The sequence below is a fragment of the Streptomyces cathayae genome, from assembly GCF_029760955.1.
Taxonomy (GTDB): domain Bacteria; phylum Actinomycetota; class Actinomycetes; order Streptomycetales; family Streptomycetaceae; genus Streptomyces; species Streptomyces cathayae.
Map to the genome: position 1 here is coordinate 101082 of NZ_CP121682.1, position 14519 is coordinate 115600.

Annotated in this window: 16 protein-coding genes and 1 pseudogene; 10 read left to right on the forward strand and 7 right to left on the reverse strand. The window is 71.3% G+C overall.

The window, feature by feature from the left end; all coding sequences use genetic code 11:
- Positions 1-197: 197 nt before the first annotated feature.
- Positions 198-1439, forward strand: a complete 1242-nt coding sequence (locus PYS65_RS00500; protein WP_279331662.1) for a SpoIIE family protein phosphatase — start codon at positions 198-200, stop codon at positions 1437-1439.
- A 164-nt stretch (positions 1440-1603) separates the two neighbouring features.
- Positions 1604-2086: an Asp23/Gls24 family envelope stress response protein gene (locus PYS65_RS00505; RefSeq protein WP_279331663.1), complete on the forward strand. Its 483-nt coding sequence runs from the start codon at positions 1604-1606 to the stop codon at positions 2084-2086.
- A gap of 357 nt (positions 2087-2443) precedes the next feature.
- Here the strand turns inward: PYS65_RS00505 and PYS65_RS00510 are convergent, their stop codons facing one another.
- Positions 2444-2785 carry an STAS domain-containing protein gene (locus PYS65_RS00510; protein WP_279331664.1) on the reverse strand — a complete coding sequence of 114 codons (342 nt, stop codon included), beginning with the start codon at positions 2783-2785 and terminating at the stop codon, positions 2444-2446.
- A 230-nt stretch (positions 2786-3015) separates the two neighbouring features.
- Between PYS65_RS00510 and PYS65_RS00515 the strand changes: the two genes are divergently transcribed.
- From PYS65_RS00515 to PYS65_RS00530, 4 genes are all read left to right on the forward strand, one after another.
- On the forward strand, positions 3016-4887 hold the full coding sequence (locus PYS65_RS00515; protein WP_279331665.1) for a SpoIIE family protein phosphatase: 1872 nt from the start codon (positions 3016-3018) through the stop codon (positions 4885-4887).
- Positions 4888-4935: 48 nt separating this feature from the next.
- The gene (locus tag PYS65_RS00520; protein WP_279331666.1) at positions 4936-5145 is read left to right on the forward strand and encodes a hypervirulence associated TUDOR domain-containing protein; all 210 of its coding nucleotides are present in this window, start codon (positions 4936-4938) and stop codon (positions 5143-5145) included.
- A gap of 79 nt (positions 5146-5224) precedes the next feature.
- Positions 5225-5752: a DUF488 domain-containing protein gene (locus tag PYS65_RS00525; protein ID WP_279331667.1), complete on the forward strand. Its 528-nt coding sequence runs from the start codon at positions 5225-5227 to the stop codon at positions 5750-5752.
- A 7-nt stretch (positions 5753-5759) separates the two neighbouring features.
- Positions 5760-6044 (forward strand): MGMT family protein, encoded by a 285-nt coding sequence (locus PYS65_RS00530; protein WP_279331668.1) that lies wholly within the window; start codon positions 5760-5762, stop codon positions 6042-6044.
- 207 nt (positions 6045-6251) lie between these two features.
- Here PYS65_RS00530 and PYS65_RS00535 read toward each other — a convergent pair whose 3' ends face one another.
- From PYS65_RS00535 to PYS65_RS00545, 3 genes are all read right to left on the reverse strand, one after another.
- On the reverse strand, positions 6252-7253 hold the full coding sequence (locus PYS65_RS00535) for an NADPH:quinone reductase (protein ID WP_279331669.1): 1002 nt from the start codon (positions 7251-7253) through the stop codon (positions 6252-6254).
- 157 nt (positions 7254-7410) lie between these two features.
- On the reverse strand, positions 7411-7971 hold the full coding sequence (locus tag PYS65_RS00540) for a DUF6939 family protein (RefSeq protein ID WP_279331670.1): 561 nt from the start codon (positions 7969-7971) through the stop codon (positions 7411-7413).
- Between the two features lie 145 nt (positions 7972-8116).
- Positions 8117-8386 (reverse strand): MBL fold metallo-hydrolase, encoded by a 270-nt coding sequence (locus PYS65_RS00545; protein ID WP_423836056.1) that lies wholly within the window; start codon positions 8384-8386, stop codon positions 8117-8119.
- A 20-nt stretch (positions 8387-8406) separates the two neighbouring features.
- Here PYS65_RS00545 and PYS65_RS34870 point away from each other — a divergent pair.
- Positions 8407-8586 (forward strand): annotated as a pseudogene (locus PYS65_RS34870) (hypothetical protein); the annotation flags it as partial.
- Positions 8587-8799: 213 nt separating this feature from the next.
- On the opposite strand, the gene PYS65_RS00555 reads toward PYS65_RS34870, so the two are convergent.
- Positions 8800-10005 (reverse strand): cysteine desulfurase-like protein, encoded by a 1206-nt coding sequence (locus tag PYS65_RS00555; RefSeq protein ID WP_279331672.1) that lies wholly within the window; start codon positions 10003-10005, stop codon positions 8800-8802.
- A gap of 174 nt (positions 10006-10179) precedes the next feature.
- Positions 10180-11094, reverse strand: a complete 915-nt coding sequence (locus PYS65_RS00560) for a nitrilase-related carbon-nitrogen hydrolase (protein ID WP_279331673.1) — start codon at positions 11092-11094, stop codon at positions 10180-10182.
- Positions 11095-11188: 94 nt separating this feature from the next.
- Between PYS65_RS00560 and PYS65_RS00565 the strand changes: the two genes are divergently transcribed.
- Positions 11189-12106: a LysR family transcriptional regulator gene (locus PYS65_RS00565; RefSeq protein WP_279331674.1), complete on the forward strand. Its 918-nt coding sequence runs from the start codon at positions 11189-11191 to the stop codon at positions 12104-12106.
- Positions 12107-12183: 77 nt separating this feature from the next.
- Here PYS65_RS00565 and PYS65_RS00570 read toward each other — a convergent pair whose 3' ends face one another.
- Positions 12184-13308, reverse strand: coding sequence for an NADH:flavin oxidoreductase (locus PYS65_RS00570; protein ID WP_279331675.1), 1125 nt, complete (start codon positions 13306-13308; stop codon positions 12184-12186).
- A 177-nt stretch (positions 13309-13485) separates the two neighbouring features.
- Between PYS65_RS00570 and PYS65_RS00575 the strand changes: the two genes are divergently transcribed.
- A complete protein-coding gene (locus tag PYS65_RS00575) occupies positions 13486-13881 on the forward strand; it encodes an ArsR/SmtB family transcription factor (protein ID WP_279331676.1) in 396 nt (131 codons plus the stop codon).
- A gap of 199 nt (positions 13882-14080) precedes the next feature.
- Positions 14081-14446 (forward strand): hypothetical protein, encoded by a 366-nt coding sequence (locus PYS65_RS00580; RefSeq protein ID WP_279331677.1) that lies wholly within the window; start codon positions 14081-14083, stop codon positions 14444-14446.
- The last annotated feature ends 73 nt before the right edge of the window (positions 14447-14519 follow it).

Consider the following 14519-nt stretch of genomic DNA (forward strand, 5'->3'; position numbering starts at 1 on the left):
CCCGCACCGGGTGCCACGAAAACCGTGTGCCAAACACGGCTGTGCCGCCCTGCCGCCCGGCGACTCGCCTCCCGGGCGTCGGCCCGTGCGGAACCACCGGCGACGCCGCCCTCACGAGGCGACAGGCCGCCGCTTCAGGCCCGGGGCATAGTTGAAGCTGAGGGACAAAGACCGGTGGACGTGACAGGAGGGCACGTGTGACCACACCACGGATCGATTACCGGGGGCTGTTCGCCGTGACGCCCAGCCCCTACCTGGTACTGGATCCCGATCTGGTGGTCGTCGACGTCAACCAGGCGTATCTGCGGATCACGGGCCGGACCCGCGAGGAGATGATCGGTCGGCACCTCTTCGAGGTCCACCCCGACAATCCGGCGGATCCGGACGCCGACGGAGTGCGCAATCTGAACGCTTCCTTGCAGCGGGTCCTGCGGACGAAGGAACCGGACACGATGGCGGTGCAGAAGTACGACGTCCCGGTGTCCGGACATCCCGGAGTGTTCCAGGAGAAGTGGTGGTCGCCCGTCAACACCCCCCTCCTCGGACCTGACGGACAGGTCGAATGGCTCCTCCACCGGGTGGAGGACATGACCGAGTTCATCCTGACCCGTCCCCTCCGCTCCGAACCGGAGGATCCGGAGAGTGAACACAGGGCACTGGAGTCCGAACTGTACATACGGGCACAGGAACTCCAGCGCCTCAACGAGGAACTCCGCAACGCACATGCCCGGGAACGCCACATCGCCCTCACCCTGCAGGAGGCCATGCTGCACTCCCCGGACCTGGCCGCTCACCGGGAGATCGCCGTGCGTTACCTGCCCGCCGCCCGCTCGCTCAACGTCTGCGGCGACTGGTACGACGTGGTGGATCTGTCCGAAGACACGTACACCGTGGCGGTCGGCGACGTGGTCGGCCACGGCCTGGAGGCCGCCGCCGTCATGGGGATGCTCCGGAGCGCACTGTCCGCGGCCGTGCGCGCCATCCACGCACCCGGCGCAGCCATGGACGTCCTGAGCCGGTACGCCGGAACCTTCGAGAGCGCACTGGCGACAACCGCGGTCAAGGCCGTCATCGACACCCGCCGTCAGCACATCACCTACACCAGCGCCGGCCACCCCCCGCCCGCCCTCTCCCGTACGGACGGCACGGTCGTCCTGCTCGACCAGGCCACCGAGCCACCGTTGGGCGTCCCGGTCGGCCGGCACCCGCGCGCCCAGGCCACGGTTCCCTACACCCCGGGCGACACCCTCGTGCTCTACACCGACGGGCTCACCGAACGTCGCGGCGAGGACATCGACGCCGGGCTGCAGCGCCTCACCGACGTCCTCGTCCGCCACGCCCGCCTGAGCCCCGACCGGCTGGCCGACGTCCTGCTCACCCGTCTCGGCGTGGCCGACGGCAGAGACGACGACGTCGCCCTGATCGTCATCCGCCTGTAGACGGGCCTCCGGCCGGAGCCTGCCGCCCGGTGCCGGTGTCGATCTCGCGGCCGATCCGATCGCACCCCCTCGCCCCATTCGCCTCGTTTCACCCCATTGACCTCATTGCTCTACGTTGGATGTGAGGCAGCTCGTCGAGTCCCGCACTGATCGAGGTGACGGTCATGTCAGTCAGCACACCGCACAGCAACACCGCTGCCACACCGGGCGAGCAGGAGAAGGCGACACGGCAAGGCCGCAGGGGCGCCGGCATCCCCGCGGAGAACCGCGGCAGCACCACCATCGCGGACACCGTCGTGGCGAAGATCGCGAGCATGGCCGCCCGGGAGGTTCCCGAGGTCTACAACCTCGGCGCGGGTGTGGCCCGGGCGTTCGGCGCGATGCGTGAACGCGTGCCCGGCGGGAGCAGCAGCATCACCCAGGGAGTGAAGGTGGAGGTCGGTGAGCGGCAGACCGCCGTGGACCTGGACCTCGTCGTCCATTACGGCGCGGCCATCGCGGACACCGCCGCAGACGTGCGCACCAACGTCATCACCGCGATCGAGCGCATGACCGGTCTGGAGGTCGTGGAAGTCAACATCGCCGTCGACGACGTACGGCTGCCGGACGAGGAGGAACCCGAGCAGAGCGGCAGGCGCGTTGCGTGACGCGGTCCGCGGAAGGGGGACGCAGACGCCGCGGCTCCGCTCGTTCACGCGCTGGGGCCCGCGCCGGGGCCAGGTCAGACCGAGCACGCGGTCACGACTGCGGCCACCACCGTGACCACCGCCGCCACCGGCACCATCAGCACGCGAATCCGGTCGAGCCAGGACGCCCTCCGGCACCGTCGGCACGAGGAATCGATTCTGCTCGGCACCGGGGTCCGTGTGTCGTGCGCGGCACGGTCGGGGACCGCCAGGAGGAGCTGCCTGCACCACGGACAGTCGGCGTCAGGGCTGTCCGGCCAGGGGGCGGCCAGAGGTGGCGGGAAGGGTTCCGGGCCTCTGTGCCGGTCGCCTCTCATATCACTCCGTCATCGCGCATTCCGCTGAGCCGTGGATCGGGAAGACCTGGTGCGGGCCGGTGACACGGAAGTTCCGGAGCACTTCCGGATCCGTGCTCACCCGCCGCGGGTCGCCGGTCCGCGACCGGGTCCGCCTCCGGATTCCGGCGAGTGCCCCCAGGCCCGTCGAGTCCTTGAACGTCACCCCGGTCAGGTCGCCGGCGCGGCGTCGGTGGCCTGCCCCAGGACGGTGGACCACGTGGTCCCTGATGCGCGGCACCGTGCGGACGTCGATCCCGCCGTGGATCTCCACGGCGGTCCAGTCGTCCTCTTCGCGGTGGCCGGTGCGGAATTCGGGCTGCATGGCTCGCCTAACGGTCATGCCCTGGGGAGAGGTTTCGGGTGGTGTCCACCGCACGCGCGTTCTGCCGGGGAGTCGGCGCGAGGCTGCGACGGCGCGCCCCACCCGTCGTCCGGCACCTCTCGCAGCGCACGGTTCCGGCCGATGGGGTACCCAGATGTGGGGCGGCCCGGGGGAACGGTGGTCGCCGTGGACGCACCTCGGACATCCGTCCGAACGATGAGGGAGAGGCCATGAGCGCGCCCGATGAGGCTCTGCAGCCGGGCTTCCCCCACGCGGTCCTGCACGCCCTGGGCACCGGCGTCTTCACCGTCGACACCTCGGGGCGCATCACGTTCGTCAACCCGTGGACCGAGCGGCTGCTGGGCCGGCCTGCGGCCCGGATGATCGGCCGGGACGCGCACGATCTGCTGCACCGCCGTCCCGACGGTGGCCCGGTGCCGCGTGACCAGTGCTCGATCATGGCCCTTCTGCGAAGTGGCCGACCCGCCGAGGAGGGCAGCGACGAGTACTTCCTGCGGGACGACGGCACGACCGTGCCGATCATCTGGGCGACCACTCCCCTGCTGCTGGCGGGCCGCCGAGCCGGACTGGTGGTCGTCTTCAACGACTTCAGTCTGCATCGCGACGCGGAGGAGCAGGCGGCGGCGCACACCGCGGCTCTGGAGGCCCTGACCACCCGGCTGAACCTGGTGGCGGACGTCTCGTCGGTGTTGATGTCCGCCACGGCGACTCCCCAACGGATCGCCCAGTTGCTGCGGTTGCTGGTTCCCGCGTTCGGTGACTGGGCCGCGGTGGATCTGCGCTCCGAGCGGGACAGAGCCGCCGGGACGCTGGAGCGGGTCGCCGTGCGCAGTCACACCCATCCTCGGCGGGCGCGGCGGCTGGAGGGCCCTCTGCCGCCACCGCCGTCCGGGTCCCGTCCGGCAAGGGCACGCACCACGGGCGGTGACGACACCGTGCTGCTGAGTGCCGCCGAGGTGCTCGGCGACCCGGGCGCCCCGCTCGCCGCCACCCACCGACCGCTGTTCGACCGGCTCGGGGGACGCTCGGCCCTCGTGGTGCCGCTCCGTGCCCGGCGGCGCCACTACGGCATGCTGACCGTGGCCCGCGCCGGGGACTCCCCCGATCTCACGGACAGCGAGATCCTGCTGCTCAACGACATCGGCCGGCGCCTGGCCCTGGTGCTGGACAACGCCCGCCTCTACCACGAGCAGCGGAACGTCGCCGAGACCATGCAGCGCCAGCTGCTCACCCCCCTGCCCCAGGTCGACCACCTGCGCATGGCCGCCCGCTATCTGCCGGCGCAGCGCGCCATGGAGATCGGCGGCGACTGGTACGACGCGTTCCTGCTCTCCGACGGCGTCGTGGCGCTGGTGATCGGGGACGTGGTCGGCCACGACCTCGAGGCGGCCTCCCACATGGCCGAGGTCCGCAACATGCTGCGCGCCCTGGCCTGGAACCACCGGGAGCCGCCCAGCGTGATCCTGCAGGACCTGGACGAGGCGGTGACGAACACCAGCGACGCCCCCATGGCCACGCTCGTCTTCGCCCGGGTCGAAGGCCCGGAGGGAGGCCCCTGGCAGCTGCACTGGGCCAATGCGGGGCACCCCCCTCCGCTGCTGGTCACCGACGAGGGGGACACGCACTTCCTGACCAGCCACGGACCGCTGATCGGCATGAGCGCCGCCCTGCATCTGGGGCTGGAGTGGCCGGACACGTATGTGGAGCTTCCCCCCGGTTCCACGCTGCTGCTCTACACCGACGGCCTCGTGGAGAGCAGGGGCCGCCCGATCGATCTCGGCATGGCCAAGCTCCGCCACCACGCCTCCATGCTGACCGGGCGCACGGTGGACGGCTTCTGCGACGAGCTGCTGGCCCGCATCGACCCGAGCGGCGACGACGTCGCCCTGCTCGCCCTGCGGCTGCCCCCCGCCGGTGCGGGCGCGCCCGGCGACAGCCGACCGCCACCGCCGCCGCAGTCCCCGTACAGCCCCGCCGCCCCGAACCGGGCCGCCCCCGGCTCCGTCCAGCTGGACGCCCCGGTGGAGGACCCCACGCGCGGTGCCCGGGAGGAGTCCCCGGGCGGCTTGCCCACGGAATGAGGGCGTCGACGTCTGCGGCGGGGAGAGGATCGAAGAAAGGGAACCGAAATGGCCGAGCAGTTCGACGTCGGAGACCCTGTGCGGTGGAACTCGGAAGCCGGGCACGTGGAAGGCGTCATCGTCAAGAAACACACGCATGACGTGGAGTACAAGGGGCATACGCGCCACTGCTCGAAGGACGATCCGCAATACGAGATCAAGAGCGACAGAACCGGTCACATCGCCCTACACAAGGGGGGAGCGTTGACGAAGCGGTAGGAAACGGATTCGCGCCTTCGAGGCGCGCTCCGGTCGGCGGAACGATCGGAGAACGGTGCGATCCGGGTGGGATTTCGAGATGAGGAACCGCATCCATACGGTCGGGCACTCGACACGCGACTTCGACGACGTGCTGAAGATGCTGCGTGACAACGGCGTCACCTGCTTGGTCGATGTCCGCTCGTACCCGTCCTCGAGGAAGTACCCGCAGTGGAATCAGGCGGCGATCGTCGACGCTCTGCCGTCCGATGTCGCCTACCGCTGGATCGCCGGGCTCGGCGGCCGACGGTACACGCCCAAGGGCGTACCGAGCGAGAACGGTGCATGGCGAGTGAAAGCATTCCGTGATTACGCCGACCATATGGCCAGTGATGAATTCGCAGAAGGCCTGAACGAACTCCTCGAACTGGCTGAGCAGGAACGGCCGGCCATCATGTGCAGCGAGGCGGTGCCCTGGCGGTGCCACCGCAGGCTGGTCTCCGACGCGCTGATCGTCGCCGGCGCGGAGGTGGTGCACATCCTGTCGGGCACGACGTCGAGGCCGGCCGTCCTGAACGAGCACGCGCGGGTCCGCGACGGGCACCTGACCTACCCACCGATTGATTGAGACCGCCGTGAGCCTGGTCGACGACGTCCGGGAGGCGGTCCTCGCCATCCCGGCCGGCTCCGTCGCCTCCTACGGGGACATCGGCAGGAGGATCGGTGCCGGCCCACGGCAGGTGGGGCGCGCCATGAGCCTGCTCGACGAGAGTGTGCCGTGGTGGCGCGTCGTCCACGCGGACGGGACACCCGCCTCCTGCCATGACGGAGCGGCACCGGAACTGCTCAGCGACGAGGCCACTCCGATGCGTGGCCGGCGCGTGGACATGCCGCGGGCACGGTACCGCTGGACCGCGTGACGCCTTCCCGCGTGTGCCCGCCGGCTCCGGGCCGCCGTTCCACGGTGCGTCCCGCCCGGCCGCTGTCCGTTGTCGGCGCGCCCGCGGTGGAGCGGGCGCCGTGAGCGCGGCGAGCAGGCGTTCGGCGGCGGCACCGAGGACAGCGCGGACGGTCCGCACCAGCAGCAGCGCCCACCGGAAGCCGCGGCCCGGGGGCGGCGAGGCAGGTCAGGGAGGCTCGAGGATCAGCCGGCCGCGCACCTCGCCGGCCTCCAGCCTGCGGTGGGCCTCCGCCGTCATCGACAGCGGCAGGCGGTCGGCGATGCGTGGGCGCCATCGCGTTCTGCGCAAGAGGCCCACGACCCCCTCTGCCGCCTCCGCGAGATCACTCGCCGTGGCATTGCTGACGGCGAAGCCCACGATGCTCGCGTCCTTGGGGTACAACCGGCCCAGGGGCAGCGTGTCGGGCCCGCCGCCGAGTCCGGCCATCGCGACCAGGCGCCCGCCCCGGGCCAGCAGGTCCACGGCGTCGGCGAGCACTCCGTGTCCGGACGTGTCCAGGTACACGTCGTAGCCCTCGGGCGCCGCCCGGCGCAGGTGCTCGCCGAGGCCGGGCGCCCGGTAGTCGAGGACCTCGGTGGCGCCCAGAGCGTGCACCGCCGCGGCATCCTCGGCTCGCGCCGTGCAGACCACACGCGTTCCGGCCGCGGCGGCCAGGGCCACGGCGGCGCCGCCCACGTTGCCGGCTCCGCCGCCGATGTACACGCTCTCCCCCGGCCGCAGCCGCCCGTGCCGGAAGAGTGCCAGCCAGGCCGACGCCGCGGGGTGGGCGGCGGCAACGAGGTGTTCCGTGGTGATGTCGGAGGGGGCCGGGTAGAGCCGTTCGGCGGCGACCGTCGCGTACTGCGCGGCGGCTCCCTGCCGGCCGGCGTGGCCCAGGCTGTTGCACCACACCCGTTGCCCCGGGGTGAAGCCCACCGCGCCGGTCCCGGCCGAGGCGACCTCGCCCACCAGGTCGCGGCCGAGGACGAACGGGAACGGGAGCGGCGTGGCGTAGGCACCGGACCGCACGAAGGTGTCGACCGGGTTGGCGGACACGGCCCGGACGCGGACGAGCACGTCGGTGGGACCCAGCGGCGGGACGGGGAGGTCGCCGTAGTGGATGGCGTCGGCCGGGCCGACGGAGTCGATATACGCAGCCTGCATCACGTCGGGGACTGTGCCGATCACGCCCACAGGCTACGGACCGGACGCCACGGGCCGGTCCGGGCCACGCCGCCTGCCGGATTTCGGGAGACAGGAGAAGACAGAAGAAAACAGGAGAGGAGAGTGAGCTCCCGCTGGACGTTCGTCGCCGCTGCCGGGCGTCCCGCCTCGCCCCCTTGTCTCAGTGTCCGGGTGCGGCTTCCCGGGGCCAGCGGCCTTCTATGTGCAGTTGGATGAGCGCGGCGTGGGAGAGCGGGGTGGAGGGATCGGCGACATCGCCGTTGGTGGTGTAGTCCAGCAGTACGACATCCTGTTTGTCGCGGAGCTGCTCGACCAGATCTGCCACGCGGTGTTCGAGGACCCAGCGGTAGGCCGGCAGGTAGATCCGGCGCCGGGCCGTCTCATAGGGCAGCAGCCGGTCGCCGTGCAGACCGGTGCGGTGCCCCTGGACGGGGCCGTACCGACGCACCGTCCGCTTCAGTCCCTTCATCGCCGTGATCTCGAGTTTCGCCGGGTCGACGTCGGACTGCCGGAAAACCTTGAGGGCCTGCCAGATCCCCTCCACCGACTGGCCGGTCACACCGTCGCCGAAGGGGACCGGGATGCCTCCGTGCGGGTAGAAGGGGCTCAGCCGCACCCACGGCTGCGGCGCCCTGGAGGTCACATCGATGATCTCCACACCGGGGAACGCGGCGGTCAGCGACGCCATCGCACGGCGACGGCTGGCAACACGGATCGGCATCTGACGGCTCCTGCTCAGGGTGACATGAGCGCCAAGCATCCCCCACCCCACTGACATCTCCCCGGCGCACAGGACGCCACCGAGGAGCCGTCACGTTTCGCTCGTGTACCACGGTGGTGTCGTCAGGTGAGTTGGACACGGCCCATCAGTCCGGTGGTGGTGAAGGCGCCCAGCAGTTGGTCGCGGCCCTCGTGAAGTGGGCCCGGCTGTCGAAGTGGACGGCGGTGTCCACGGGGCCGAAGCGGTCTGCGATCTCCTGGACCAGACCGAGCTGGGCACTGTCTCCGCTGACATAGACCGTGGGCAGACCGTCACCGGTCAGGACGAAGCCGACGACCTTCCCGACGATCGGTTCAAGGTCCTCGCGCGCCCCGGGGCCGTGCGGGCGGGCACGGCCCCGGCCTCCTCGGCACACCGTCCGCGGCAAACCAGTGGCTGGTCGACCACGGCTCGGCCCCGGCGGATGCAGGACTGCAGGAGATCTGCGCGGCACGGATGCGCTCCCTACGCGAGCACGTACGGGGCCTCCTCGCCGCCCCTGGTGCTCCGCCCGTTGCGGCGACCGCGCCCGCGCCTACGCCCGCCACACCCGGGCCACAGCCGACTGAGCCGCTGTTTCAGGAAGCCCCCACCCTGAAAGGACGGCCGCCCACGTGGCGCGCGCAAGACGCCGCCGAAGAGTTCCCTTCCTGCCCGGAATCATCCCGTCCTGCGCCACACGCCCTGCGCGCCCCGCACCGGACTGGCCATGGCTGGTCCTTCGCAACAGCTCACTCCGAAACCCACCCCGGAGTCACTTCAGACCCCGACAGCACGTCGGGGCGGCTCTCAGGAGCGCAGGAAGTCCGCCAGGCCCTCCACCAGCCTGTCGACGTCCCCGGCGTGGGTGTAGGGCGCGAGGCCGACGCGCAGGCCGCCGGTGTCGCCCAGGCCCAGTTTCCGGGAGGCCTCGATGGCGTAGAAGGAGCCGGAGGGCGCGTGGACGCCGCGGTCCGCCAGGAACGCGTAGGCGTCCGTCGTGCTGCGGCCGTCGAAGGTCAGCAGCAGGGTGGGGGTGCGGTCGGCCGCGTTGGAGTGGACCCTGACGCCGTCGAGGGTGCTCAGTTCCTTGTCCATCCGGGCCCGCAACGCCTCCTCGTGCTCCTCGAGCGCCGCGAACCCCGCGGCCAGCCGCTCGCGCCGGGTTCCCTCGGCGTCCGTGTCGAATCCGGCGAGGAAGTCGACGGCGGCGCGGGTGCCTGCGAGGAACTCATAGGGCAGTGTGCCGAGTTCGAAGCGTTCGGGCACCGTGTTCGTGGAGGGCAGGAGCTTGTCGGGGTACAGGGTCTCCAGCAGTTCGGGGCGGGCGGCGAGAACGCCGTGGTGCGGGCCCAGGAACTTGTAGGGCGAGCAGGTGAAGAAGTCCGCGCCCAACTGCGCGACGTCGACCAGGGAATGAGCGGTGTAGTGCACGCCGTCGACGTATGTGAGCGCACCGGCCTCGTGCGCCAGACGGGAGATCTCCGCAATCCGGGGACGCGTACCGATGAGGTTGGAGGCCGCGGTCACGGCGACCAGCCGCGTACGCTCCGACAGGACGGCCGCGATGTCGTCGGGGGTCAGTTCCCCGGTGACCGGATCGAAGTCGGCCCAGCGGACGGCGATCCCCGCCCGAGCCGCCGCCTGGATCCAGGGCCGGATGTTCGAGTCGTGGTCCAGCCGGGTCACGACCACCTCGTCCCCCGGTGACCAGGTCCTGGCGAGGACGCGGGAGAAGTCGTAGGCGAGCTGTGTGGCGCTGCGCCCGAAGACGATCCCCGCCGGGTCGGCGGCCAGCAGGTCGGCCATGGCCCGGCGGCTGCCGGTGACGATGGTCTCGGCGTTGCGCTCCCCCGCCACACGGTGGCCGCGGTTCGACAGCGGGAGGGACAGGGCGTCGGTGATGGCCTGGATGACGGGCCGGGGTGTCTGCGAACCACCGGGGCCGTCGAAGTGGGCGATCCCGGCGGCCAGCGCGGGGAACTGCGCGCGGATGGCGTCGATGTCGTACGTCACGAGAACTCCCGTTCGGTCACTTGCGCGAAGGTGGTGCGGCCGTCGGTGGTCGATGAATCGGCGAATCGGCGGATCGGTGAATCGGTGAATCGGTGAATCGGTGAATCGGTGAATCGACGGATCACAGCCTCCTGGACGCTGACGAGCGTCTCATCCGGCGGCCGCCGGACGCGATCAGCCTCCGGTCACGGTCGGACGGGGCGACTCGTCGACGTGGAGCGTGAAGACGTCGGGGCGGGCGTAGTGGCCGACGGGATCGAAGTCGAAGCGCGCCCTGGCGAGGTCGTCGAGGTCGAGTTCGGCCGTCAGGATGCCCTCGCCGTCGCGGAGCGGCCCGGCCAGGACGTCGCCGAGCGGGGAGACGATGACCGAGCCGCCACCGATCAGGACCGTGTCCGGCGCGTCGCCCTGGACGGGGCGGAGGTCGGCCGGCAGGGCGTCGCGGCGCAGGTACTGGCAGGCGCTGAGGACGAAGCAGCGGCCCTCCAGGGCGACATGCCGCATGGTGGACTGCCATGCCTCGCGGTCGTCCACCGTCGGCGCGCACCACAGGTCGACGCCCTTGGCGTACATGGCGGTGCGCAGCAGAGGCATGTAGTTCTCCCAGCAGATGGCCGCGCCGAGGCGGGCCGTGCCGGTGTCGACGACGGGGAGGGTGGAGCCGTCTCCCTGCCCCCACAGGTAGCGTTCGCCCGCCGTGGGCATCAGCTTGCGGTGCAGGCCCAGGTAGCCGTCGGGACCGAAGAAGAGCGCGACGCAGTAGAGGGTGCCGCCGCTGCGCTCGACGGCGCCGACCACGGCGTGGCAGCCGAGTTCCCGGGTGACGGCGGCCAGTGTCCCGACCTCCGGTCCGGGAACCTCGACGGCCGCGGCGTGGTAGCGGCGGAAGAGGTCGCGGCCCTCCGGGGTGCGGCTGCCGACCGTGATGCCGAAGTCCAGCCCCTTGGGGTAGCCGCCGAGGTACGCCTCGGGCAGCACGACCACCCGGGCGCCCCGGCCGGCGGCCTCGCGGATGAATCCCTCCGCCCGGGCCAGCGCGGTGGGCGTGTCGAACAGCGGGGCCGCCGCCTGGACGACGGCGACAGTCACGGTGCGACGGGGCCCATCAGGCGCGACGGGGGCGGCAGCAGTCATGCGTCGACGGTAGGAACCCTCGCCCTCGTCCGGCAAACTCATCTTTGCGATGATCGACATCTATGAGACCGAATTCCGCAAGGCCGACCTGAACCTGCTGGTCGTCTTCTCCGCTCTGATGCGGGAGCGCAGCGTCACCCGGGCCGCCGCCGCCCTGCATCTGAGCCAGAGCGCCACCAGCGCCGCCCTGGGCCGGCTCCGCGGGCTGTTCGACGACGAGTTGTTCACCCGCACCGGTGGCGGTGTCGAGCCCACACCGCGCGCCGTCGAACTGGCCCGCCGCATCGAGCCGGCCCTCGGACTGATCCACGGCGTGGTCACCGACCGGGACCGCTTCGACCCCCGCACGGCCCGGCGCGTCTTCACCCTGGGCATGTCCGACGACCTGGAGGCGGCGCTCATGCCGGGGCTGCTGGCCGCCACCGCCGGACTGCGGGGGGTCCGGCTCGCCGTACGGCAGGCCAACCGGAACACCGTCACCGGCATGATCGACCGGGGCGAGATCGACCTCGGCGTGGCCGCCGCCCCCGCCCACGGGGCCGATCACCGCAGCCACGACCTGTTCGACTCCGGCTACACCTGCCTGTTCGACCACCGCCTGCTGCCCCTGGGGACCCCGATCACCCTGGACGACTATCTGGCCCACCCGCACCTGCTGATCTCCTACGACGGCCGGCGCGGCATCGTCGACGACATCCTGGAGGCACGAGGGCTGGAGCGCCGGGTGATCGCCTCCACCACCCACTTCGCCGGAGCCGCTCTCCAACTCCCCGCCCTGCCCGCCCTGGTCACGCTCCCCACCCACGCGGCCACCGTCTACGCCGGGGCCCTGGGCCTGACCACCTCCCCGCCGCCCCTGCCGATGCCCACCTACACGGTCAGCTCGGTCTGGCACGGCACCCTCACCGACGATCCCGCCCATCTGTGGCTCCGCCGCCTCGTCGAGGACGCGGCCCGCCTCTCATGACGGCGCCCGCGGTCCTGAACCGGGCGCCGTCATGAGAGGCGGGCCGCGAAGGCCACACGCCGGTCAGGCCGGACTGTTCACGGCACCAGTTCCCAGTCCTTGACGTCCGCGAGCGGCCCGAGGGTGTCGGGGCGCATCTCGGTCGCGAACTCGCGGCCGTCACGCACCCGGTGGGGCCAGTCCCGCTGCGCGAGGGCGCCCTTGCCGAGCGCGACGACGTCGGCGGCCCCGGAACCCAGTGCGGCACGGGCGGCCTTCGGGTCTCCCAGGCCGCCATTGGCGATCACCGGCAGTCCGCTGAACTTCTTCGCGAGCTCGGCCAGGGTCTCCGTACCGGTGGGGAAGGCGGGCTCGAGCGCCTTGTGCTCGGTGGTGTGCAGGAAGTGCGCGCCGGTGCGGGCCAGGGTGGTGAAGATGATCTCGGCCTCCTCGGCGCCGCCGGCCCAGCGGTGGTGGAAGTCGCTGACCTTGGACTGGGAGATGCGGATGCCGACCGCGATCTCGGAGCCCACAGCCTGGAGCACCTCGTCCACGACCTCGGCCGCCAGGCGTACGCGGTTCTCGACGCTGCCGCCGTATCCGTCCTCGCGCCGGTTGAGGTAGTCGGTGAGGAACTGGTCGAGCAGATAGCCGTTCGCGCCGTGCACCTCCACGCCGTCGAAGCCCGCTGCGGCTGCGCGGCGGGCCGCGTCAGCGAAGCCCCGGCGGATGTCCGCGAGTTCACGGGTGTCCAGGGCCCTCGGTGTGGCGTAGGGGCCGCTGCCCCGGTAGAAGGAGAGCTGCTCGCCGCGCGGGGCCACGGCGGAGGGGCCCACCGTCGCCTGGTGGAAGCGGTTCCCCTGGGACTGTGCGCCCGCGTGCATGAGCTGGGCGAATATGGCGCTGCCCGCCGCGTGCACGGCCTCGACCACCGGCCGCCATGCCTCGCCCTGGGCCGGCGTCGCGAGCCCCGGCTGGTGCAGGTACCCCTGGCTGTGCTCCGTGTCGGGGTAGACGCCCTCGGTGATGACCAGCGCGAAACCGCCACGGGCGAACCCGGCGTAGTAGCGCGCGTTGCGGTCGGTGACCATGCCGTCCTCGGTGGCGCTGATCCGCGTCATGGGGGCCAGGGCGGTGCGGTTGTCCAGGCGGACTGTGCCGAGGTCGAGGGGTGTGTACAGCAGGTCGTCGGTCGCGCCGTGCTGCGAGGTGGGGTCGTTCAAGGGTTTCTCCGTTGCGCCTGGGATCGTGTGCGGCAGTTCTCGACTCGGTCCGACCGGTGCGGCACGTGGTCACGCGTACCCGCACAGCCACGGGTCGTCCGTGGACCACCGACGAGCCATTGTCGGAATTTTTTCGTACTACGAGATTCAACGTACCACGGGGCGTAGACTCCCCATGTGTCCACTCATGTCAGGCGTGCGCCCGCCAAAAAGGCCCTCCCCCACCCCGATCTGCGCGAGGTCCCGGTGGACCTGGTGCTGCGCGCCCTCGGCGAGCCGCTGCGGCTGGGCATCGCACGCTCCCTCGCGCGGGCCGGCCACCCCATGAACTGCAGCGCGTTCGGGCTGTCGGTGTCCAAGTCGACCTCGACGTACCACTTCAAGGTCCTGCGGGAGAGCGGCGTCATCTCGCAGTTCGAGGAAGGCACCTCGCGCTACAGCGAACTGCGTGAAACGGAACTGGAACAGCGCTTTCCCGGACTGCTGACCGCCATCCTGACCTCGGAGGAACCCGTCACCACGGAACCCTCGGTGCCACAACGGGCACAGTCGGGGCCGCGGCCCGCTCGGTGAGCGGGCCGCGGCTTCCCGTGGAAGGCGCCGGGAACCGCCCGGTCCGGCGCTGCGGGGCGGATCGCCACGGTCGGTGCGGCGGAAGACGTCCTGCTGGGCGCGCTGTTCGACGTCACCCCCTATTCTGGCCTCGTGCCCGGTGGGGACCCGGCACGAGGCAGCAGGGCGGCTGCACGCCGGACTGGGGGGAAGTCGGCCGATGAACTGGATCTGGTGGGTACTCGTTCTCTTCTGGACGGGCGGTTTCGCGTGGGCCGCCGACAACGTCCGCACCGCGCTGCGCAACCGGCACGAGCGCAAGCTCGAACTGCTGGAGGCGGCGAAGCAGGAACGACTGGCCGTCGAAGCGGCGCACAAGCCCCCGGAACCGGTGTGCGGGTGCACCCACCACCTCGCCAAGCACGACAGACAGGGGCGGTGCCACGAACGCGTCGAGGTGCCGACGGCCTGGGACGAGAACAAGAAACCGTTGCGTTACGAGGCCGGGGAGTGCAACTGCCAGCAGTACGTCGGGCCCCAGCCGCTGTCCCAGGTCTACGCGGAGGAGCTGACGGACCGGGCGTGAGGTGGTCACCCCCGGGCTCCGGGCTCCGGGCTCCGGGCTCCGGGCCATAATGATCGCCCTGGAGCGGACCGCG

What these genes read in the sequence shown, in the direction of transcription:
- PYS65_RS00510 (WP_279331664.1), bottom strand. Translation starts at nt 2,785, where the DNA reads ATGCAGCCCGAATTCCGCACCGGCCACCGCGAAGAGGACGACTGGACC.
- PYS65_RS00580 (WP_279331677.1), top strand. Translation starts at nt 14,081, where the DNA reads ATGAACTGGATCTGGTGGGTACTCGTTCTCTTCTGGACGGGCGGTTTC.
- PYS65_RS00515 (WP_279331665.1), top strand. Translation starts at nt 3,016, where the DNA reads ATGAGCGCGCCCGATGAGGCTCTGCAGCCGGGCTTCCCCCACGCGGTC.
- PYS65_RS00565 (WP_279331674.1), top strand. Translation starts at nt 11,189, where the DNA reads ATGATCGACATCTATGAGACCGAATTCCGCAAGGCCGACCTGAACCTG.
- PYS65_RS00525 (WP_279331667.1), top strand. Translation starts at nt 5,225, where the DNA reads ATGAGGAACCGCATCCATACGGTCGGGCACTCGACACGCGACTTCGAC.
- PYS65_RS00540 (WP_279331670.1), bottom strand. Translation starts at nt 7,971, where the DNA reads ATGCCGATCCGTGTTGCCAGCCGTCGCCGTGCGATGGCGTCGCTGACC.
- PYS65_RS00505 (WP_279331663.1), top strand. Translation starts at nt 1,604, where the DNA reads ATGTCAGTCAGCACACCGCACAGCAACACCGCTGCCACACCGGGCGAG.
- PYS65_RS00520 (WP_279331666.1), top strand. Translation starts at nt 4,936, where the DNA reads ATGGCCGAGCAGTTCGACGTCGGAGACCCTGTGCGGTGGAACTCGGAA.